We start from the raw sequence: 20,438 nt of genomic DNA, 5'->3' as shown, positions 1-20,438 counted from the left end.
CACCCCATGGGACATCTGGAAGCCGGGCACCTGGAGTACGACCTGCCGGACGGGAGGACCCTGCTGGGAGATGTCTCCTTCCGGGTGGGGGAGGGGGCCTCCGTCGCGCTGGTCGGGGCCAACGGCGCGGGCAAGACCACGCTGCTCCGGCTGATCGCGGGGGAGCTGCAGCCACACGGCGGGGCGGTGACGGTCAGCGGGGGGCTGGGCGTGATGCCACAGTTCGTGGGCTCCGTACGGGACGACCGTACGGTGCGTGACCTGCTGGTTTCCGTGGCGCAGCCGCGGATCCGGGAGGCTGCGGCGGCGGTGGACGCCGCCGAGCTGGCCATCATGAGCGCCGAGGACGACGACGAGGCCGCGCAGATGGCGTACGCGCAGGCGCTCAGCGACTGGGCGGAGGCGCGCGGCTACGAGGCCGAGACGGTCTGGGACATCTGCACCATGGCGGCGCTGGGGATGCCGTACGAGAAGGCTCAGTGGCGTCAGGTGCGCACGCTGTCCGGGGGTGAGCAGAAGCGGCTGGTGCTGGAGTCGCTGCTGCGGGGCACGGACGAGGTGCTGCTGCTGGACGAGCCGGACAACTATCTGGACGTGCCGGGCAAGCGGTGGCTGGAGGAGCAGCTGCGGGAGACCCGTAAGACGGTGCTGTTCGTCTCGCACGACCGGGAGCTGCTCGCCTCGGCGGCGGAGAAGATCATCAGCGTCGAGCCGGGTCCGGCGGGCTCCGACGTGTGGGTGCACGGCGGCGGCTTCGGCACGTACCACGCGGCCCGCAAGGAGCGCTTCGCCCGCTTCGAGGAGCTGCGGCGGCGCTGGGACGAGAAGCACGCCCAGCTCAAGAAGCTGGTGATCTCGCTGCGGCAGGCGGCGTCCGTCAGCCATGAGCTGGCCTCGCGGTACGCCGCCGCGCAGACCCGGCTGCGGAAGTTCGAGGAGGCCGGGCCGCCGCCGGAGCCGCCGCGCGAGCAGGAGATCACGATGCGGCTGCGCGGCGGGCGGACCGGCGTACGGGCGGTGACCTGCGAGGGCCTGGAGCTCACGGGGCTGATGAAGCCCTTCTCGCTGGAGATCTTCTACGGCGAGCGGGTGGCCGTCCTGGGCTCGAACGGCTCCGGCAAGTCCCATTTCCTGCGGCTGCTGGCGGGCGACGCCGAGAATCCCGTGCCGCACACCGGCGACTGGAAGCTGGGCGCCCGCGTGGTCCCCGGTCACTTCGCCCAGACCCATGCGCACCCCGAGCTGCTGGGCCGCACGCTGCTCGACATCCTGTGGACCGAGCACGCCAGGGACCGGGGCCAGGCGATGTCCGCGCTGCGCCGCTACGAGCTGGAGCGGCAGGCCGAGCAGCGCTTCGAGCGGCTGTCGGGCGGCCAGCAGGCGCGCTTCCAGATCCTGCTCCTGGAGCTGGCGGGCACCACGGCGCTGCTCCTGGACGAGCCGACCGACAACCTGGACCTGGAGTCGGCGGAGGCGCTTCAGGAGGGGCTGGAGGCGTACGAGGGGACGGTGGTGGCCGTGACGCACGACCGGTGGTTTGCGAAGTCGTTCGACCGGTACCTGGTCTTCGGGTCCGACGGGGTGGTGCGGGAGACCGCGGAGCCGGTGTGGGACGAGCGCCGGGTGGAGCGGAAACGGTAGCCGTGGGGCCGGTTCGCGGGCCGGTTCGGGGCCTGTTTTGACCCGTACGGGGTCAGGTCAGTATTCTGTTGGTTCGTTATGCGTATTGGCTTGCTCTATCTCACGTGAGGGGCCCTTACGCCGGTCCACCGGGCAGATAACCGGCGACGGACGATCGGGTTGCGTCACCCGTAGTGCCGTCCTGCTGTGTGATCAGCCTTGGTGACCAGTACAGGACCCATCACTTTCGAAGCGAAGGCTAAGACGTGCGTACGTTCAGCCCCAAGCCCGGCGATGTCCAGCGCCAGTGGCACATCATTGACGCGCAGGACGTTGTCCTGGGCCGTCTGGCCTCTCAGGCCGCGTCCCTCCTGCGGGGCAAGCACAAGCCGGTTTACGCCCCTCACGTTGACACCGGTGACTTCGTCATCATCATCAACGCCGACAAGGTGCACCTCTCCGGCAACAAGCGGACCCAGAAGCTGGCCTACCGCCACTCGGGCTTCCCGGGTGGTCTGCGCTCGGTCCGCTACGACGACCTGCTCGACAAGAACCCCGAGAAGGCCGTCGAGAAGGCCATCAAGGGCATGCTCCCCAAGAACACCCTGGGCCGTCAGATGCTCTCGAAGCTGAAGGTCTACGCGGGCGCCCAGCACCCGCACGCTGCGCAGCAGCCGGTCCCGTTCGAGATCACCCAGGTCGCGCAGTAAGTCCGGCCACACCCCCAAAGACGAAGAGAATCTGAGGATCATCGTGGCCGAGACCACTCCCGAGACCCCCGTCATCGACGACGAGACGGCCGTCGAGGAATACACCACCGAGACCGAGGTCGTGGAGTCGGAGTACACCTCCGAGTCCCTCGCCTCCCGCTTCGGCGACCCGCAGCCGGCCGCCGGCCTGGGCCGTCGCAAGAACGCCATTGCCCGCGTCCGGATCGTTCCGGGCACCGGCCAGTGGAAGATCAACGGCCGCACCCTCGAGGGTTACTTCCCCAACAAGGTGCACCAGCAGGAAGTCAACGAGCCCTTCAAGGTGCTCGAGCTCGACAACCGCTACGACGTCATCGCCCGCATCGCCGGCGGCGGCATCTCCGGCCAGGCCGGTGCGCTGCGTCTGGGCGTTGCCCGTGCGCTGAACGAGGCGGACGTGGACAACAACCGCGCCCCGCTGAAGAAGGCCGGGTTCCTCAAGCGTGACGACCGTGCGGTCGAGCGCAAGAAGGCCGGTCTCAAGAAGGCCCGTAAGGCGCCGCAGTACAGCAAGCGCTAATCGCGCTCGCTGCACGAGCAGCACCTGGCGAACGCCCCGGTGGCACTTTCCGTGCAGCCGGGGCGTTCGGCTTATCCGGACCGGACGCGTATACCTGCGGCCAGGGCATATACCTGCGGCCAGGGGCGTATACCTGGATTTGAAGCTCTGGTCCAAGCTCAGAAACTCGGAGGACACCAGTGGGACGACTCTTCGGCACGGACGGTGTGCGCGGCGTCGCCAATGCGGACCTGACGGCGGAGCTCGCGCTCGGTCTGTCGGTCGCTGCGGCGCATGTGCTCGCGGAAGCCGGCACCTTCGAGGGGCATCGGCCCGTTGCGGTCGTCGGACGCGATCCACGCGCGTCCGGGGAGTTCCTGGAGGCCGCGGTCGTCGCCGGCCTGGCCAGCGCCGGTGTCGACGTCGTACGGGTAGGGGTCCTGCCGACGCCGGCCGTCGCGCATCTGACCAGCGCGTTCGACGCGGACCTCGGCGTGATGCTCTCCGCCAGCCACAACCCGATGCCCGACAACGGCATCAAGTTCTTCGCGCGCGGCGGCCACAAGCTCGCCGACGAGCTGGAGGACCGGATCGAGCAGACCTACCGCGCGCACCGCACCGGCGAGCCGTGGGAGCGGCCGACCGGCGACGGCGTGGGCCGGGTCACCGTCCACGACGAGGGCCTCGACACCTATGTCGCCCATCTGGTCGGCGTGCTGCCCAACCGCCTCGACGGGCTGAAGGTCGTCATCGACGGGGCGCACGGCGCGGCGGCGCGGGTCTCGCCCGAGGCGTTCGCGCGGGCCGGCGCCGAGGTCGTCACGATCGGCACCGCCCCCGACGGCCTCAACATCAACGACGGCTGCGGCTCCACGCATCTGTCGCTGCTGCGCGCGGCGGTCGTCGAGCACGGCGCCGACCTCGGTGTGGCGCACGACGGCGACGCGGACCGCTGCCTGGCCGTGGACGCCGAGGGCAACGAGGTCGACGGCGACCAGATCCTGGCCGTCCTCGCGCTCGGCATGCGCGAGGCGGGCGTGCTGCGCAAGAACACCGTCGTCGCCACGGTCATGTCCAACCTGGGCTTCAAGCTCGCCATGGAGCGCGAGGGCATCGATTTCGTCCAGACGGCGGTCGGCGACCGTTACGTCCTGGAGGAGATGAAGGCGAACGGCTTCGCGCTGGGCGGCGAGCAGTCCGGGCACGTCATCGTGCTGGACCATGCCACCACCGGCGACGGCACGCTGACCGGTCTGATGCTGGCGGCCCGGGTCGCGGCCACCGGCCGCTCGCTCGCTGACCTGGCCGGCGTCATGGAGCGCCTGCCGCAGATCCTCATCAACGTCCCCGACGTCGACAAGTCGCGGGTGGCCACCTCGCCCGAGCTGACCAGCGCCGTCGCCGAGGCGGAGCGCGACCTGGGCAGCACCGGCCGGGTACTGCTCCGTCCGTCCGGCACCGAGCCGCTCGTACGGGTGATGGTCGAGGCCGCGGACATCGAGCAGGCGCGGGCGGTCGCCGAGCGGCTGGCCGACGTGGTCAAGTCCGCGCTGGGCTAGCCGCTGCGCTGTGCTTGGGCCCCACGTTTTCGGCTGTCTCGCCGTAGGGGTTTCTCCGGGTGCGCCTGCGGCGGGCTGGTTGCCGCTGCGCGGGGCTGGTGGGCAGCGGCGCCGGGCTTACACGGCTCCGCCGCTACAGCCCGGCGCCTCCCCGTTGTGGGGGGAAGACTGGTGGGGGTGGCCGTAAGCCCGTACGCGCGCGCAGTGGGAGTGGGACGCTCGCCCCCACCGGCCTCCTCACCTCCCACCGTCGGGAGGGGACGGACCGCAGGACGGAGTCCGGAGGGCCGGCACCGCGGCCGACAAACCACCCCCGCCCGCCGCAGGCGCAACGAGAAGACACCGCGGCGCCGCAGACGACGACGTGGGGCCAGGCCGAGCGCAGCGTCACAGCTTCCGTAGCGACAGCCGCTGCACCTTGTGGTCCGGGCCCTTGCGCAGCACCAGGTTGGCGCGGCCGCGGGTCGGCGCGACGTTCTGCTGCAGATTGGGCTTGTTGATGGTGCGCCACATCATCCGGGCGTAGTCCAGCGCCTCGTCCTCGGAGACCTGGGTGTACTTGCGGAAGTACGAGAACGGGTTCTGGAACGCCGTCTCGCGCAGCTTCCGGAAGCGGCCCAGGTACCACTGCTCGATGTCCTCCGTCCGGGCGTCCACGTAGACGGAGAAGTCGAAGAAGTCGGCGAGACCGAGGCGGGTGCGGCCGTCCTTGCCGGGGAGGGCGGGCTGAAGGACGTTGAGGCCCTCGACGATGAGGATGTCCGGGCGGTGCACGGTCAGCCGTTCGCCCGGGACGATGTCGTAGATGAGGTGGGAGTAGACCGGGGCGGTGACCTCGCTCTTTCCCGACTTCACATCCGCCACGAAGCGGGTCAGCGCCCGGCGGTCGTACGACTCGGGGAAGCCCTTGCGGGACATCAGCCCGCGCCGGTGCAGCTCGGCGTTCGGGAAGAGGAAGCCGTCCGTGGTTACCAGTTCCACCCGCGGATGCTCCGGCCATCGGGCCAGCAGGGCCTGCAACAGCCGCGCGGTGGTGGACTTGCCGACCGCGACGCTGCCCGCGACCCCTATGACGAACGGGGTGCCCGGCTGGGAACCGTGGCCGTCGCCCGCGTCGCCCAGGAAGGTGTTCAGGGCGCCGCGCAGGTTGCTCGTCGCGCCGACGTAGAGGTTGAGGAGGCGGGAGAGCGGGAGGTAGACGTCGCGGACCTCGTCGAGGTCGATGACGTCGCCCAGGCCGCGCAGCCGTTCGAGCTCGGCGGCGGTCAGGGGCAGCGGGGTTTTCTCCCGTAGAGCACTCCACTGAGCGCGCGTCAGGTCGACGTACGGCGAGCTGTCGGCGCGGCGTCGTTGCTGCGGGTCCGTCGTGAGGGGCACGCGCCCATTGTGCGCAGCCGCGCCCGAGGGCTCCGCCCGGGGGGCCGGGTGGGGGTGTCGCGAAGGGGTTGGGGACGGTTCGTCCTGAGGTTGCCCGGAGCGCCTGTACCCGGCGGATATTCCCGGTACGGTCGCCGAAGGACGAGACGGGTGAGACAGGGGGTGGGCGTGCGCACGCGCCTGTTGGGACTGCTGCTACGGCGAGCCGAGGACAAGCGCCGGGTAGGTGCCGGCGATGTCGCCACACCGGACGGCGCCGCGCCGGACTTCGCCACACCGGATGTCGCGATGCTGGACTTCGCCGCCCGGGTGCGCGCGGAACTGGCCGAGGAACTCCCCGATGAGGACCTGGGCGAGGACCTCGCCGACATCCTGGCGAACTACGAGCGGGGCAGCAGGCCCGGTACGGACGAGGACGAGGACGAGGAGTTCCTGGAGACGGTGCGGGAGGCGCTGGAGCGGATAGAGCGGGGGTATTGAGCCGCGGCGGGGGAGGAGTTGCGCGGGGCGCGGCGAGCGGCAGCGCCCGCCGTGGCGCCTGAGCGTCGTACCGAACGGCCCCCGTCGTAGGCTGCCTCCATGTGCGGAATCGTGGGCTATGTGGGCGGGCAGTCCGCCCTGGACGTTGTGCTGGCCGGGCTGAAGCGGCTGGAGTACCGCGGCTATGACTCCGCGGGGGTTGCCGTGCTGGCCGACGGGGGCCTGGCCGCGGCCAAGAAGGCCGGGAAACTGGCCAATCTGGAGAAGGAACTGGCGGACCGGCCGCTGCCCACGGGGACGACGGGGATCGGGCATACGCGGTGGGCCACGCACGGCGGGCCGACGGACGAGAACGCGCATCCGCATCTGGACAACGCCGGTCGGGTGTCCGTCGTGCACAACGGCATCATCGAGAACTTCGCCGCGCTACGGGCCGAACTCGCGGACCGTGGCCATGAGTTGCTCTCCGAGACGGACACCGAGGTCGTCGCGCATCTGATCGCCGAGGCGTATTCGTCGTGCGGTGAGCTGCCGGAGGCGATGCGGCAGGTGTGCCGGCGGCTGGAGGGGGCGTTCACGCTGGTGGCGGTGCATGCGGATGCGCCGGATCTGGTGGTCGGGGCGCGCCGGAACTCGCCGCTGGTGGTGGGGATCGGGGAGGACGAGGCGTTCCTCGCGTCGGATGTCGCGGCGTTCATCGCGCACACCCGGGAGGCCGTGGAACTCGGCCAGGACCAGGTCGTCGAGCTGCGCCGGGACGGGGTCACGGTGACGGACTTCGAGGGGGCGCCGGCGCCGGTGCGGGCGTATCACGTCGACTGGGATGCGTCGGCGGCCGAGAAGGACGGCTACGACTACTTCATGCTGAAGGAGATCGCCGAGCAGCCGAAGGCCGTGGCCGACACCCTGCTCGGGCGGATCGACGGCTCCGGTGTGCTCTCCCTCGACGAGGTCCGCATTCCCGAGGAAGTGCTGCGGGAGGTCGACAAGGTCGTCATCGTGGCGTGCGGGACGGCCTATCACGCGGGAATGATCGCGAAATACGCCATCGAGCACTGGACCCGAATTCCCTGCGAGACGGAGCTGGCGAGCGAGTTCCGCTACCGCGATCCGATTCTTGACCGGCGGACGCTGGTGATTGCCATCAGCCAGTCCGGCGAGACGATGGACACGCTGATGGCATTGCGGCATGCGCGGGAACAGGGCGCCAAGGTGCTCGCCATCTGCAATACGAACGGCTCGACGATTCCGCGGGAATCGGATGCCGTTCTGTATACGCATGCCGGGCCCGAGGTCGCGGTGGCGTCGACCAAGGCGTTTTTGACGCAATTGGTGGCGTGCTATCTCGTCGCGCTCTATCTCGCGCAGGTGCGGGGGACCAAATGGGGCGACGAGATTCAGGACGTGGTGCGCGAGCTGGCGGCCATGGGGACCCAGGTGCAGAAGGTGCTGGGGACGATGGAGCCGGTGCGGGAGCTGGCGCGTGGCCTCGCCGACAAGAACACCGTGCTTTTCCTGGGGCGGCACGTCGGATATCCGGTGGCGCTGGAGGGCGCGCTGAAGCTCAAGGAACTCGCGTACATGCATGCGGAGGGCTTTGCGGCGGGTGAGCTCAAGCACGGACCGATCGCGCTGATCGAGAAGGATCTGCCGGTGGTCGTCGTCGTGCCGTCGCCGCGCGGACGGTCCGTACTCCACGACAAGATCGTGTCGAACATTCAGGAGATCCGGGCGCGTGGCGCGCGCACGATCGTGATTGCGGAGGAAGGCGACGAGGCGGTGGTTCCGTACGCCGATCACCTCGTGCGGATTCCCCGGACGCCGGTGTTGCTGCAGCCGCTGGTCTCCGCCGTGCCCTTGCAGGTCTTTGCGTGTGAGCTGGCCACCGCGCGCGGCAATGAGGTCGATCAGCCGCGTAATCTCGCCAAGTCGGTGACGGTGGAATGAACGGGCGAGCGAGCGAACAGCGGGTGAGCGGGTGATTATCGGGGTCGGGATCGATGTCGCCGAGATCGATCGGTTCGGGGCGGCGCTGGAGCGTACGCCGGAACTGGCGCAGCGGCTCTTCATCGAGACGGAGTTGATGCTCCCCAGCGGAGAGCGGCGCGGGATCGCCTCCTTGGCGGCACGGTTCGCGGCCAAGGAGGCGGTGGCCAAGGCGCTCGGCGCGCCGGGCGGGCTGCACTGGACGGACGCGGAGGTCTATGTCGAGGACAGCGGGCGGCCGCGGCTGCGGGTGCGCGGCACGGTCGCGGCGTGTGCCGCCGAACTCGGTGTGCGGTCCTGGCATGTGTCGCTCAGTCATGATGCGGGCGTGGCGTCCGCGGTGGTGATCGCCGAGGGGTAGGGCCGCTCCCGGGCCCGGGTGGCGGTCCGGTACGGCGGGGGTCTCGCGTGTGGCGGGGCCCCCGTTGCCGTTGCGGTGTGAGACTGGGCGCCATGAGGACTGCCTACAGCGTGGAGAGCGTACGGGCCGCCGAGCGGGAGCTGATGGCGCGGCTGCCGGAGGGTGCCCTGATGCAGCGGGCGGCGGCCGGACTGGCCGTGGCCTGCGGGGAGTTGCTGGGGCGGGTGTACGGCAGCCGGGTGACGCTGCTCGTCGGCAGCGGCGACAACGGCGGGGACGCGCTGTATGCCGGCGCCCGGCTGGCGCGGCGCGGGGCCGGGGTCGTCGCCGTGCTGCTGTCGCCCGAACGGGCCCATCAGGGGGGTCTGGCCGCGCTGCGGGCGGCCGGCGGGCGGGTCTCGGACGATCCGCGGCGCGATGTGGCGTGGGCCGATCTGGTGGTCGACGGGATCGTCGGGATCGGGGGGAAGGGCGGGCTCCGTCCGGCGGCCGCTCAACTCCTGGGCGCGGTGCGGGAATCGGCGATGGTGGTGGCCGTCGACCTGCCCAGCGGGGTGGACGCGGACAGCGGCGAGGTGGCCGGGGACGCCGTGTACGCCGATGCGACGGTGACGTTCGGGGCGTACAAGCCGGGACTGCTGATCGATCCGGCGCGGGAGCGGGCGGGGGCGCTGCGGCTGGTGGACATCGGGCTGGCGCTGCCGCGTCAGGCCGAGGTGGCGGCGTTGCAGCACGCGGATGTGGCGGAGCTGCTGCCGCGTCCGGGGGCTGAGAGCGACAAGTACCGGCGGGGGGTGGTGGGCGTCGTCGCCGGGTCCGCGCGGTATCCGGGGGCGGCGGTGCTGGCGGTGGCGGGTGCGCTGCGGGGCGGTGCGGGGGCCGTGCGGTACGTCGGGCCGGCCGCGGATGCGGTGCTGGCGCGGTTCCCGGAGACGCTGGTGCACGCCGGGCCGCCGGACAAGGCGGGGCGGGTGCAGGCGTGGGTGGTCGGGCCGGGCATGGGGGACGAGTCGGCGGCGTTGGACGAGGTGCTGGCGGCGGATGTGCCGGTGCTGGTGGACGCGGATGGGCTGCGGTTCCTGACGCCGGAGCGGGTCCGGCGCCGGACGGCCGGCACGCTGCTGACGCCGCACGCCGGGGAGGCCGCGGCGCTCCTGGGGCGCGGCCGCGAGGACATCGAGGCGGCGCGGCTGCGGTCCGTACGGGAGCTGGCCGGGCGCTACGGGGCAACGGTGCTGCTCAAGGGGTCGACGACCCTGGTGGCGGGCGAGACCGGGCCCGTACGGGTCAATCCCACCGGCACGAGCTGGCTCGCGACGGCGGGGAGCGGCGATGTGCTCTCGGGGCTGACGGGCTCGCTGCTGGCCGCCGGGCTGCCGCCGCTCGACGCCGGCTCCGTGGGGGCGTATCTGCACGGCCTGGCGGCCCGGCGCGCGGCCGGACCGCAGGGGGCGCCGATCCATGCCACGGAGGTCGCCGACTGCCTGGGCGAGGCCTGGCGCGACGTCCTGGACTGAGGCGCGGTGCGGTGCACGCCGCGCCGGGGCGGCGCCCCGCCCGGCCCCGCGCCGTTACGCCCCGCGAGGGAACGCCACGGGCCACCAGGGCGAACCTGGCGTGCGGAAGGCCGTGCGGCCGCCCGCTCACGGCATGGGTGAGTGCATGAATCGCACCCTCCCGGCGCTGTTGATCGGCGCCTCGCTGTTCACCTTCGTCGGAGTGCCCGCGGCCGCCGCCGGGCCGATCCCCGTCGTGCACCCGGCCGCCGACCCCCGGCCCGTGGCTTCCCCGGCCCCGGCCGCCGAGCGGGCGTCCGCCGCGCGTCCGGCAGCCCCCGTACCGAACGAGATCGTCGCGGCGGAGGCGGCGCAGCCCCTGCCGCAGCCGCCCGGCACCGAGCGCAAGCCGGGCCCCCATGACGGCGACTCGTCCGGGCTGGTCCCCGGCATCACGCTCCCGACACCCTTCCCGGGGGAGCAGGAGCAGCAGCGGCTGCCCGACCAGGCGCTGCCGCCGAACATCCCGCAGGGCCGCGCCCCCGCGGGCCCGGAGCCGGATCGGCCCATCGGCCCGATCCGGCACATCGAGATGGTGCCGCGGTCCGATGTACAGGGGGAGGGCGAGGCGGCGCCGAAGTGCAGCAAGTCCGCCGGCCCCGCGCAGCGGGCGATCGAGGAGTACCTGGGGCGGGAGGTGGACGGGCGCCAGTCGGCCGGTGACTGTGCCGCGATCCAGAAGTTCCAGCGCGCGCACAAGATCGAGCCCGCCGTCGGGTTCGCGGGGCCGGTCACCGGTGCCGTGGTGCGGCTGCTCCAGGCCCAGAAGGACCCGAACCGCGACGGGCGGTGCCCGAACCGTAACGAGCGCGTGGTCTGCGTCGACCTGTCCCGGCAGCTCGTCTGGGTCCAGCAGGACGGCGAGGTGCTCTACCAGCCGGTGGCGATGCGTTCCGGCCGTCCGACGATGGAGACCCGGACCGGCATGTACAAGGTCTACTGGAAGAACAAGAACCACATCTCTTCGCTGTACCACACACCTATGCCGTTCGCGCAGTTCTTCGACGGTGGCGAGGCGCTGCACGGCGTCTACGACGACGTCTACCAAGGCGCCGGCTCGCACGGCTGCGTCAACCTCCTCTGGGAGGACGCACAGAGGCTGTGGAACGTCCTGCAGAAGAACGACCTCGTGTATGTCTGGGGCCGTAAGACCGGCGTGTGACGGCCGCGTGACAGCTGTTTTCCCGCCGGTGCCCCGGGGTGTCGTGGCCCCGCCTGCGACACTGAGGGGGATGAACGAGACAGCGAAGCGGGCCCGCGCCACGATCGACGTCGCCGCCGTGCGGTCGAATGTGCGCGTGCTGCGAGGCCGCGCACCCCGGGCAGAGCTGATGGCCGTGGTCAAGTCCGACGGCTATGGACACGGTGCCGTGCCCTGCGCCCGCGCCGCCCGCGAGGGCGGCGCGAGCTGGCTGGGCACGGCGCTGCCCGAGGAGGCGTTCGCGCTGCGGGCGGCCGGGGACACCGGGCGGCTGCTGTGCTGGCTGTGGACGCCGGGCGGTCCCTGGCGCAAGGCCGTCGAGCAGAACGTCGACGTCGGGGTGAGCGCCTTGTGGGCGCTGCGCGAGGTGAGCGAGGCGGCGCGGGCGTGCGGGCGCACGGCCCGCGTCCAGCTCAAGATCGACACGGGGCTGGGCCGCAACGGCTGCCAGCCCGCCGACTGGGTGGAGCTGACCGCGGCGGCCGCCAAGGCCGAGGCCGACGGCGTCGTCAAGGTCACCGGCCTGTGGTCGCACTTCGCCTGCGCCGACGAGCCCGGACACCCCTCCATCCCGCTCCAGATGGCGGCCTTCGAAGAGGCGCTGGCGGTCGCCGGGGCCGCCGGGCTGCGCCCCGAGGTACGGCATATCGCCAACACCCCGGCGCTGCTCACCCTCCCCGAGGCCCACTTCGACCTGGTACGTACCGGTATCGGCATCTACGGTGTCTCGCCCAGTCCCGAGCTCGGCACGCCCCAGGACTTCGGGCTGCGGCCCGCGATGACCCTTGAGGCATCGCTGGCGTCCGTGAAACCGGTCCCGGCCGGCCATGGCGTCTCGTACGGGCACCACTACACGACAGCCGCTGACACCACCCTCGCGCTGGTCCCGCTCGGCTACGCCGACGGCATCCCGCGGCACGCCTCCGGCAAGGGACCGGTGCTGGTGGGAGGCAAGTGGCGAACGGTCGCCGGGCGGGTCGCCATGGACCAGTTCGTGGTCGACCTGGACGGGGACAGCGCGCAGCCGGGCGATACGGCGGTGCTGTTCGGGCCGGGCGACCGCGGCGAGCCGATCGCGGAGGACTGGGCCATGGCGGCCGGAACGATCGGGTACGAAATCGTCACGCGGATCGGGGCGAGAGTGCCGCGCGTCTATGTGGACAGCGATATCGCGGACGCGGATGGCGCGCCGGGCGACGTCGTGGATGCGGATGTCGTGGATTCGGGTGTCGTGGGTACCCATGGTGTGGATGCGGCGGAAGTGGTGGGTGCTGGTGCCGTGAGCGCCGGTGCCGCCGATGCGGAAGCCGCGGATGCAGGTTGTGAAGGTGATCCGACGCGTACGGGGGGTGCGGTATGAGCGACAGCCAGGAGGTGGCCGCCAAGGCGGTCGAGACGGCCGCCGACTCGGTGAACAACTGGGCGCGGGCCGGGCGGCACGCGGGGATCGCGAGCGCCGCCATCGGCGTGATCGCGGCGGGCGCGGCGGCCGGCGTGGCGATAGAGCGGATGACGGTCGGCCGCGGAATGCGGCGCCGCGCCCGGCTGGCGCTGGACGCGGAGGGGCCGTACGGCACGCTGCGCGGCACCCCGGGCGCGGCGGTCGCCGAGGACGGCACCACGCTGTACTACGAGGTGGACGAGCCGGGCGTGGCGCCGGGGAAGGCGGCGGCGAACGGCGGGAACGGCGCCAAGGCGGCCAAGGACACCAAGGCGGCCAGGGACGGCAAGGCGGCCAAGGACGGCAAGGCCGCCAGGAGCGGCAAGGACGCCGCCCGCGCCGCGCTGGACGGTCAGGGTGCCCAGGGCGTGCGTAAGCGGCTGCTGGCGGCGCTGGGGCGCCGCTCCGTGGCCCCCACCGTCGTCTTCAGCCACGGCTACTGCCTCAGCCAGGACTCCTGGCACTTCCAGCGCGCGGCGCTGCGCGGCATCGTGCGCACCGTCCACTGGGACCAGCGCAGCCACGGCCGCTCGGCCCGCGGCCACGGCCAGATCGAGGGTACGGATCCGGTCACCATCGATCTGCTGGGCCGGGATCTGAAGGCGGTACTGGACGCCGCCGTGCCGGAGGGGCCGATCGTGCTGGTCGGGCACTCCATGGGCGGGATGACCGTCATGGCGCTGGCCGACCAGTTCCCCGAGTACGTCGCGGAGCGGGTGGTCGGCGTGGCGCTGATCGGCACCTCGGCGGGCAAGCTCAGCGAGGTCGCGTTCGGGCTGCCGTCGATGGGGGTGAAGGCGTTCCACGCCGTCGCGCCGGGGCTGCTCAAGGCGCTGGGGTCGCAGAGCGAGATCGTCGAGCGGGGGCGGCGGGCCACCGCGGATCTGTTCGCTGGGCTGATCAAGCGGTATTCGTTCGGGACGCCGGAGGACGTGGACTCGGGCATCGCGCGTTTCGCGGAGCGGCTGATCGAGGCGACCCCGATCGATGTGGTCGCCGAGTTCTATCCGGCCTTCGCGGTGCATGACAAGGCCGAGGCGGTGGCGGCGTTCGACGCGAAGCCGGCGCTGGTGCTCGCCGGGGAGAAGGACCTGATCACCCCCGCCGATCACAGCCGGACCATCGCCGATCTGCTGCCGCACGCCGATCTGCTGTGCGTCCCGGGCGCCGGGCATCTGGTGATGCTGGAGCGGCCCGAGCTGGTCAATGACCAGCTGGTCTCGCTGGTGGAGCGGGCCAGCGCGGTGGCCCGCGGTGCGCGCTCGGCCAGGGCCTGAAGCGGGGCGGGGCCGGGCGCCGGTCCGGGACCGCGCCCGGCGGTGTGCCGGGTTGCGGTACTCCGTCCACCCCGACCGGCAACGGCTCCTGCCCCGCGTCACCCCGACACAGGGTGCCGTCCGGGCCCGTACCATTTGCGGCATGAGTGAGCGCAGCGAGCGAATCATCCGGAGGTGCGCGCTGAGCGAATGCGAGGCCGAGCGAAGCGAGGTTTCGGCATGAGCACCACCGGCGCGACCGCCCATGTCACCGTCAAATCCCCCGACCACATGCAGGAGTTGGGCCGCAAACTGGCCTCCCTGCTGCGCCCCGGCGACCTGGTGCTGCTCACCGGTGAGCTGGGCGCCGGCAAGACCACTCTCACCCGGGGCCTGGGCGAGGGGCTGGGCGTACGCGGCGCCGTGACCTCGCCCACCTTCGTCATCGCCCGGGTGCACCCGTCCCTGACCGGCGGCCCCGCGCTGGTGCACGTCGATGCCTATCGCCTGGGCGGCGGCCTCGACGAGATGGAGGACCTGGACCTCGATGTCTCGCTGCCGGAGTCGGTGGTGGTCGTGGAGTGGGGCGACGGCAAGGTCGAGGAGCTGTCCGAGGACCGGCTGCACGTCGTGATCGGGCGGGCCGTCGGGGCCGATGCGCCGGGGGGCGCGGACGCCGTCCTGGAGGGTGCGCTGCACGGCGATACGGACGACGTCCGCGAGGTGACGGTCACCGGCCTCGGGCCGCGCTGGACGGCTGCCGGGCTCGACCGGCTGGAGAACCGCTGAGGTCCAGGCGCACCCGCCCGGTTCCGGCCCGTACCGGCCAACCCCGTACCAACCCGCACCAGCGCGTAACTCGCACCGCCCCGTACCGACCGGTGCTCTGATGCCGGTCTCCCGCTCCCGTAGGGGACCGCTGCTCGCGCGCGAGATCACCGCTCTCGTATGCGACTCGTGCTCTCCCGGGAGCCTCCCGCTCTCCCGCGGCCCCGGCGTCCCGTAGTTTCCGACAATGCGTCGGTAAGGTGTTGCGTACGCGGTACCGCGCGTGGTCACATGGGTGAGGAGAGTCCGGGTTAGGTCAGCCTAACTAGGCGGCCTGGCCTCCGTCGCTTGCCCCAGGAGCCCGGGAGGCGTCCATGTCGGCCCAGCAGCCCTCCCCCACGCCTGAAAGGCGCAGGGGCGCCCCCGTCGCGGCGGCCCGGCGCGCCGGACACGATGCGCCCGAGCAGCCACCGACGATGCGCGAACTCCTGGCGGCGTGCGCCGCGGCCAGCGCCGTCTCCACACCGCCGAACGCCATCGCCGAGCCCCGGACGGACAGCCCCGCCGAGGAAGAGGCCCCCGCGTCCACCAAAGGGTGCGACGCCGCGTAACCCATAGGGACGAACGCGGCGGCGCCCGCGCCGGCCGGGCGGACGGGCGAGGAGACCGGGCGTCAGAGGAGACCGGGCGTCAGAGGACCACGACGACCTTGGTGCCGATCAGCGCAAAGTCCCACATTGCCTTGCCGTCGCCGCGCGACTCCCGGATGCCGCCGGTCTTCTTCGTCGCGCCCGGGTCCGGCTGCGGAGTGGAGCCGTCGACCGCGGCGCTGAATCCGACCGGGACGCCATTGACGCTGCCGAACAGCACGACGTGCTCGACCGGGCGGCCATCGGAGCCCGTCAGGCTCACCGAACGCCCGGTGACCTGGTACGCCCCGGCCACCGGGCTGACGGTGCTCGGCACCACCTTGTACGTACGCAGCGCCTTGTCCTGGGCATCGACCAGCCAGACGCGCTTGGCGCCGAGGGAGTAGACGACCCGCTTGCCGGTGCCGGACGCCTGGGGGACGGCGGCGGGGCGCGGCGCCTTGTCCTTCGGTGCAGGGCGGCCGTGGTGCGCGCGGCTCTTGGTGTGGTGGCCCTCGCCACGGGCCGCGAGGTGGTCCGGGGCGGACGCCGAGGCCTGGTAGCCGAGCACGCCGACCGCCACCAGGGCGGCCGCGGTCAGAGCGGTGACGATCGTGCTGCTCTTAGCGGGCACCGCTGTGCCACCTTTCCGCTGCGCCGGATCCGTACAGACTTGTTGACCATGTACCTATGTACCGGGCCGACGGTAGCACCGGAACGGGCACCATCGGCCGAGCCGTAGTCTTGAGGGCGTGCTGCTGCTAGCTCTTGACACCGCCACCCCCGCCGTCACGGTCGCCCTGCACGACGGCTCCCGGATCCTCGCCGAGTCCCGCCAAGTGGACGCCCGCCGGCACGGCGAGCTGCTGCTGCCCGCCGTCGACCGGGTGCTGGCCGAGGCCGGCCGCAAGCTCGACGCGGTCAGCGACATCGTGGTCGGCGTCGGACCGGGCCCGTACACGGGGCTGCGCGTCGGACTGGTCACCGCGGCGACCTTCGGGGCCGTCCTGGGCGTCCCGGTGCACGGCCTGTGCTCGCTGGACGGGATCGCCTACGCCAGCGGCCTGGACGAGCCCTTCGTCGTGGCGACGGACGCCCGCCGCAAGGAGGTCTACTGGGCGCGGTACGACAACGCCCGGACCCGCGTGACCGAGCCCGCCGTCGACCGTCCCGCGGACCTCGCCGACCAGGTGGCCGGGGTCCCTGCCGTCGGCGCGGGCGCGCTGCTGTACGACGAGGTGTTCACCGGCGTACGGCGCGAGGGCCCCGAGCACCAGTCCGCGGCGGCGCTCGCCGCGCTGGCCGCCGAGAAGCTCGCCGCCGGCGAGGAATTCCTGCCCGACCGGCCGCTGTATCTGCGCCGCCCCGACGCGCAGGTCCCGGCCAACTACAAGGTGGTCACCCCCAAGTGACCGCCCGTCCGTCGCCCGGCCACCGCCCCTCGACGACGCCGCCGCCCCGCGGTGCCTCCGAGGCCGTCGTGCTGCGCGAGATGCGCTGGTGGGACATCGAGCCGGTGCTGGCGCTGGAGCACGAGCTGTTCCCCGAGGACGCCTGGTCGGAGGGGATGTTCTGGTCCGAGCTGGCCCATGCGCGCGGCGCCGCCGCCACCCGCCGCTACCTCGTCGCCGAACTGGACGGCCGCCTCGTCGGCTACGGCGGCCTGTGCGCCATCGGAGCCACCGGCGACATCCAGACCATCGCCACCGCCCGCGACCAGTGGGGCACCGGCCTCGGCGCCCGCCTGCTGACCGAACTGCTCTCGGCCGCCACCGCCTTCGAGTGCCGCGAGGTGCTGCTGGAGGTACGGGTCGACAACCTCCGCGCGCAGCGCCTGTACGAGCGCTTCGGCTTCGAGCCGATCGGCTTCCGCCGCGGCTACTACCAGCCGGGCAATGTCGACGCGCTGGTCATGCGCCTGAGCACGGAATCCCCCGCACCCGCATCCCCCGTACCTGGAACCCAAGGAAACCCGACCCATGGCTGACGAACCGCTCGTCCTCGGCATCGAGACCTCCTGCGACGAGACCGGAGTGGGCATCGTCCGCGGCCATACGCTGCTGGCCGACGCGGTCGCCTCCAGCGTCGACGAACACGCCCGCTTCGGCGGCGTCGTCCCGGAGGTCGCCTCGCGGGCGCACCTGGAGGCGATGGTCCCCACCATCCAGCGCGCCCTGAAGGACGCCGGGGTCGCGGCGAGCGACCTCGACGGCATCGCGGTCACCGCGGGCCCCGGTCTCGCGGGCGCGCTGCTGGTCGGTGTCTCGGCCGCGAAGGCGTACGCCTACGCCCTCGGCAAGCCGCTCTACGGCGTCAACCACCTGGCCTCGCACATCTGCGTCGACCAGCTGGAGCACGGCGCGCTGCCGGAGCCGACGATGGCGCTGCTGGTGTCCGGCGGCCACTCCTCGCTCCTCCTCGCGCCCGACATCACCTCCGATGTGCGGCCGCTGGGCTCGACCATCGACGACGCGGCGGGCGAGGCGTTCGACAAGATCGCGCGGGTGCTGCAGCTCGGCTTCCCCGGCGGCCCGGTCATCGACCGCTACGCCCGCGAGGGCAACCCCGACGCGATCCGCTTCCCGCGCGGGCTGACCGGCCCCCGCGACCCGGTCTACGACTTCTCCTTCTCCGGCCTGAAGACGGCGGTCGCACGCTGGATCGAGGCCAAGCGGGCGGCCGGTGAGGACGTCCCGGTGGCGGATGTCTCGGCGTCCTTCCAGGAGGCCGTGGTGGACGTGCTGACCCGTAAGGCCGTACGGGCCTGCAAGGACAACGGCGTCGACCACCTGATGATCGGCGGCGGGGTGGCGGCCAACTCCCGGCTGCGGGCGCTCGCCCAGCAGCGCTGCGAGAAGGCGGGCATCACCCTGCGGGTGCCGCGGCCCAAGCTGTGCACGGACAACGGCGCGATGGTGGCGGCGCTGGGGGCGGAGATGGTGGCGCGTAACCGGCCAGCCTCGAACTGGGCCCTCTCGGCGGATTCGTCGCTGCCGGTGACGGAGCCGCATGTGCCGGATCCGGATCATGTCCATGAGCACGGTCACGGCCACACCCACGATCACGTGCATGAGCTGAGCAAGCGGAACCTGTACGCCTGAGGGTCCGGGCTCAGTCCTCCGGGCCCTCCAGCAGGAAGGCCGTCTCCAGGGCGGGGTAGGGGGCGGGGAGGGGCAGGGGGTGGCCGAGGCTTACCCGGACCTTGGTGGTGTACTCGCCTTCCTCGGGGCGGGAGAAGGCGTACGCCTTGCCTGCCTGACGGTGGATCAGTACGTAGACCGGCACTCCGGCTGCTGCGTAGCTGCGGTACTTGGCGCCGGAGTCCGTGTGGTGGTTCGTTGACGTCACCTCGCCGACGAGGCCGAGCAGATCGGCCGGGTACCAGCCCTCGTGGGCCTGGTAGTGCGCTTCGTCCTCGTCGGTGGGCCTGCGGCTCAGCACGTAGAAGTCGGGGACGACCAACGCACCCGACCGGTCTCCCCGTGATCCGATACGAAAGCCGTTGCCCGCTCCCGCCCGGCCGCCTGCGGCGCGGAGCTGAAACGTCAGCTCCGACGCGCAGTCGTTGTGCCGGTCCTCGCGCGGTGGCATCAGGATCGGGAGCGTTTCGACGTACTCGGCCCGGACCGGAATTCCGTACGCCTTCTCCAGAGCGACCAGCAGATCGGCCGGGTCCTCCCACTCGACGGCCGGCTCGACGAGCGGTTCGCTGCTCATCCTTGGTCTCCTTCGTCGCCTACGGGGGCTACGCCCTGACCGGCCTCCCCAGCAGCATGCTCGGCTTTCCCGCCACCCGCGTGAGGATGATCGTGCAGGAGTTCACCCCTTCGAGGCGGAGCTTCTTGCGCAGCTCCTCGGGGGAGACCGCCGACCCCCGCTTCTTGATCTCCGCGATGCCGATCCCGCGCTCGCGCAGCAGCGCCCGCAGCTTCTTGACGTTGAAGGGCAGGACGTCGGTGATCTCGTAGGCGGTGGCGTACGGGGTCGGGGTCAGCTCGTCGGCGGTGAGGTACGCGATGGTCGGGTCGATGAGCCGGCCGCCGATCTGCCGGGCGACATCGGCCACCAGGTGCGCCCGGATGACGGCGCCGTCCGGCTCGTACAGCCAGCGGCCGACGGGGCCCGGCTCGGGGTCGGGCAGGCCCGCGCCGAGCAGGGTGGCGCCGCCGGGGAGGAGGGTCGCGCGGCGGCCGCCGGGGGCCGCGGTGGTGCCGAACCACACCACCGCCTCCTTCACCTCGCCGCCGTCGGAGATCCACTCCGTCTCGGCGTCCTCCGGCAGCGCCTCGTGCGGTACGCCGGGTGCGATCTTCAGCGCCGCGCGGGGGGCCTTGCGGGCCGCCTCGACGGCCCAGGACAGCGGGGGCGAGTACGCCTCCGGGTCGAAGATCCTGCCGCCCCGCGCCTTCGTCCGCCGCGCCGGGTCCACGAACACCGCGTCGAACCCGGCCGTGTCCACCTCCGCCACATCCGCGCAGCGCACCTCGATCAGACCGGCCAGCCCCAGCGCCTCGGCGTTCGCGCGCGCGGCGGCGCAGGCCAGCGGGTCGCGGTCGACGGCCAGGACGCGGATTCCGGCGCGGGCCAGGGCGATGGCGTCGCCGCCGATACCGGAGCAGAGGTCGGCCAGCGTACGGACGCCCAGCGCGGCGAGCCGGGCGGCGCGGTGGGTGGCGACGGTGGCGCGGGTGGACTGCTCGACGCCGTTCGGGGTGAAGTACATCCGCTGGGCGTCCGCCCCGAACTTCGCTGCCGCGCGCTGCCGCAGCCGGGCCTGCCCGAGGGCGGCGGACACCAGCGGCGCGGGGTGGGTGCGGCGCAGCCGGGTGGCGACGGCCAGGTCGTCGGCCGGATCGTGGTCCCGCAGTGCGGCCAGCAGCTCCTGTCCCTCGGGGGTGAGCAGTGCGCAGAACGTGTCGAGGTCGGTCACCTGCCCCATTGTGGGCCAGTCGGCTG

Annotated in this window: 20 protein-coding genes; 16 read left to right on the top strand and 4 right to left on the bottom strand. The window is 72.2% G+C overall.

Annotation, left to right across the window (positions count from 1 at the left end):
* The first annotated feature begins 6 nt into the window (after window positions 1-6).
* The 4 genes from AC5677_RS16965 (at window position 7) to glmM (ending at window position 4,427) form a co-directional block, all read left to right on the top strand.
* Entirely contained in the window at window positions 7-1,641 is a 1,635-nt protein-coding gene (locus AC5677_RS16965; RefSeq protein ID WP_497195883.1) for an ABC-F family ATP-binding cassette domain-containing protein, read from the top strand.
* A gap of 245 nt (window positions 1,642-1,886) precedes the next feature.
* Window positions 1,887-2,330, top strand: coding sequence for a 50S ribosomal protein L13 (gene rplM / locus AC5677_RS16960; protein ID WP_497195882.1), 444 nt, complete (start codon window positions 1,887-1,889; stop codon window positions 2,328-2,330).
* A 43-nt stretch (window positions 2,331-2,373) separates the two neighbouring features.
* Window positions 2,374-2,889 (top strand): 30S ribosomal protein S9, encoded by a 516-nt coding sequence (gene rpsI / locus AC5677_RS16955; RefSeq protein ID WP_497195881.1) that lies wholly within the window; start codon window positions 2,374-2,376, stop codon window positions 2,887-2,889.
* Window positions 2,890-3,068: 179 nt separating this feature from the next.
* Window positions 3,069-4,427 carry a phosphoglucosamine mutase gene (gene glmM / locus AC5677_RS16950; RefSeq protein WP_497195880.1) on the top strand — a complete coding sequence of 453 codons (1,359 nt, stop codon included), beginning with the start codon at window positions 3,069-3,071 and terminating at the stop codon, window positions 4,425-4,427.
* A 387-nt stretch (window positions 4,428-4,814) separates the two neighbouring features.
* On the opposite strand, the gene coaA is transcribed toward glmM, so the two are convergent.
* Window positions 4,815-5,804, bottom strand: coding sequence for a type I pantothenate kinase (gene coaA, locus AC5677_RS16945; RefSeq protein WP_497195879.1), 990 nt, complete (start codon window positions 5,802-5,804; stop codon window positions 4,815-4,817).
* A gap of 168 nt (window positions 5,805-5,972) precedes the next feature.
* Here coaA and AC5677_RS16940 point away from each other — a divergent pair, with 168 nt between their 5' ends.
* The 9 genes from AC5677_RS16940 to AC5677_RS16900 all read left to right on the top strand — a co-directional run bounded on the left by AC5677_RS16940 (window position 5,973) and on the right by AC5677_RS16900 (window position 15,464).
* Complete coding sequence (locus AC5677_RS16940) at window positions 5,973-6,284, top strand: hypothetical protein (RefSeq protein WP_497195878.1); 312 nt, start codon at window positions 5,973-5,975, stop codon at window positions 6,282-6,284.
* Between the two features lie 99 nt (window positions 6,285-6,383).
* Window positions 6,384-8,231: a glutamine--fructose-6-phosphate transaminase (isomerizing) gene (glmS, locus tag AC5677_RS16935; protein WP_497195877.1), complete on the top strand. Its 1,848-nt coding sequence runs from the start codon at window positions 6,384-6,386 to the stop codon at window positions 8,229-8,231.
* A 31-nt stretch (window positions 8,232-8,262) separates the two neighbouring features.
* Window positions 8,263-8,631, top strand: coding sequence for a holo-ACP synthase (locus AC5677_RS16930; protein ID WP_400066929.1), 369 nt, complete (start codon window positions 8,263-8,265; stop codon window positions 8,629-8,631).
* A gap of 92 nt (window positions 8,632-8,723) precedes the next feature.
* Window positions 8,724-10,148, top strand: coding sequence for an NAD(P)H-hydrate dehydratase (locus tag AC5677_RS16925; protein ID WP_497195876.1), 1,425 nt, complete (start codon window positions 8,724-8,726; stop codon window positions 10,146-10,148).
* 145 nt (window positions 10,149-10,293) lie between these two features.
* Entirely contained in the window at window positions 10,294-11,349 is a 1,056-nt protein-coding gene (locus AC5677_RS16920) for a L,D-transpeptidase (protein ID WP_497195875.1), read from the top strand.
* A 70-nt stretch (window positions 11,350-11,419) separates the two neighbouring features.
* Window positions 11,420-12,748, top strand: coding sequence for an alanine racemase (gene alr / locus AC5677_RS16915; protein ID WP_497195874.1), 1,329 nt, complete (start codon window positions 11,420-11,422; stop codon window positions 12,746-12,748).
* A complete protein-coding gene (locus tag AC5677_RS16910) occupies window positions 12,745-14,106 on the top strand; it encodes an alpha/beta fold hydrolase (protein WP_497195873.1) in 1,362 nt (453 codons plus the stop codon). The genes alr and AC5677_RS16910 overlap by 4 nt, the downstream gene beginning before the upstream one ends.
* A gap of 219 nt (window positions 14,107-14,325) precedes the next feature.
* Window positions 14,326-14,874, top strand: a complete 549-nt coding sequence (gene tsaE, locus AC5677_RS16905; protein ID WP_497195872.1) for a tRNA (adenosine(37)-N6)-threonylcarbamoyltransferase complex ATPase subunit type 1 TsaE — start codon at window positions 14,326-14,328, stop codon at window positions 14,872-14,874.
* Between the two features lie 353 nt (window positions 14,875-15,227).
* The gene (locus tag AC5677_RS16900; RefSeq protein ID WP_497195871.1) at window positions 15,228-15,464 is read left to right on the top strand and encodes a hypothetical protein; all 237 of its coding nucleotides are present in this window, start codon (window positions 15,228-15,230) and stop codon (window positions 15,462-15,464) included.
* Between the two features lie 79 nt (window positions 15,465-15,543).
* Here AC5677_RS16900 and AC5677_RS16895 read toward each other — a convergent pair whose 3' ends face one another.
* Complete coding sequence (locus AC5677_RS16895; RefSeq protein ID WP_497195870.1) at window positions 15,544-16,116, bottom strand: L,D-transpeptidase; 573 nt, start codon at window positions 16,114-16,116, stop codon at window positions 15,544-15,546.
* 118 nt (window positions 16,117-16,234) lie between these two features.
* Here AC5677_RS16895 and tsaB point away from each other — a divergent pair, with 118 nt between their 5' ends.
* The 3 genes from tsaB to tsaD are packed head-to-tail and all read left to right on the top strand — an operon-like array spanning window position 16,235 to window position 18,583.
* Window positions 16,235-16,894: a tRNA (adenosine(37)-N6)-threonylcarbamoyltransferase complex dimerization subunit type 1 TsaB gene (gene tsaB / locus AC5677_RS16890; protein WP_497195869.1), complete on the top strand. Its 660-nt coding sequence runs from the start codon at window positions 16,235-16,237 to the stop codon at window positions 16,892-16,894.
* A complete protein-coding gene (rimI, locus tag AC5677_RS16885) occupies window positions 16,891-17,469 on the top strand; it encodes a ribosomal protein S18-alanine N-acetyltransferase (protein WP_497195868.1) in 579 nt (192 codons plus the stop codon). The genes tsaB and rimI overlap by 4 nt, the downstream gene beginning before the upstream one ends.
* Complete coding sequence (gene tsaD, locus AC5677_RS16880; RefSeq protein WP_497195867.1) at window positions 17,462-18,583, top strand: tRNA (adenosine(37)-N6)-threonylcarbamoyltransferase complex transferase subunit TsaD; 1,122 nt, start codon at window positions 17,462-17,464, stop codon at window positions 18,581-18,583. The genes rimI and tsaD overlap by 8 nt, the downstream gene beginning before the upstream one ends.
* Window positions 18,584-18,593: 10 nt before the next feature.
* Here tsaD and AC5677_RS16875 read toward each other — a convergent pair whose 3' ends face one another.
* Together AC5677_RS16875 and AC5677_RS16870 are read right to left on the bottom strand one after the other, a co-directional pair.
* Window positions 18,594-19,199: a Uma2 family endonuclease gene (locus AC5677_RS16875; RefSeq protein WP_497195866.1), complete on the bottom strand. Its 606-nt coding sequence runs from the start codon at window positions 19,197-19,199 to the stop codon at window positions 18,594-18,596.
* Window positions 19,200-19,227: 28 nt separating this feature from the next.
* Window positions 19,228-20,421, bottom strand: a complete 1,194-nt coding sequence (locus AC5677_RS16870) for a THUMP-like domain-containing protein (protein WP_497195865.1) — start codon at window positions 20,419-20,421, stop codon at window positions 19,228-19,230.
* Window positions 20,422-20,438: the final 17 nt, after the last annotated feature.

The organism is Streptomyces sp. JLSY215 (assembly GCF_059682825.1).
The sequence above is the reverse complement of the archived record's forward strand: the minus strand, read 5'-3'. Positions and strand labels throughout refer to the sequence as shown.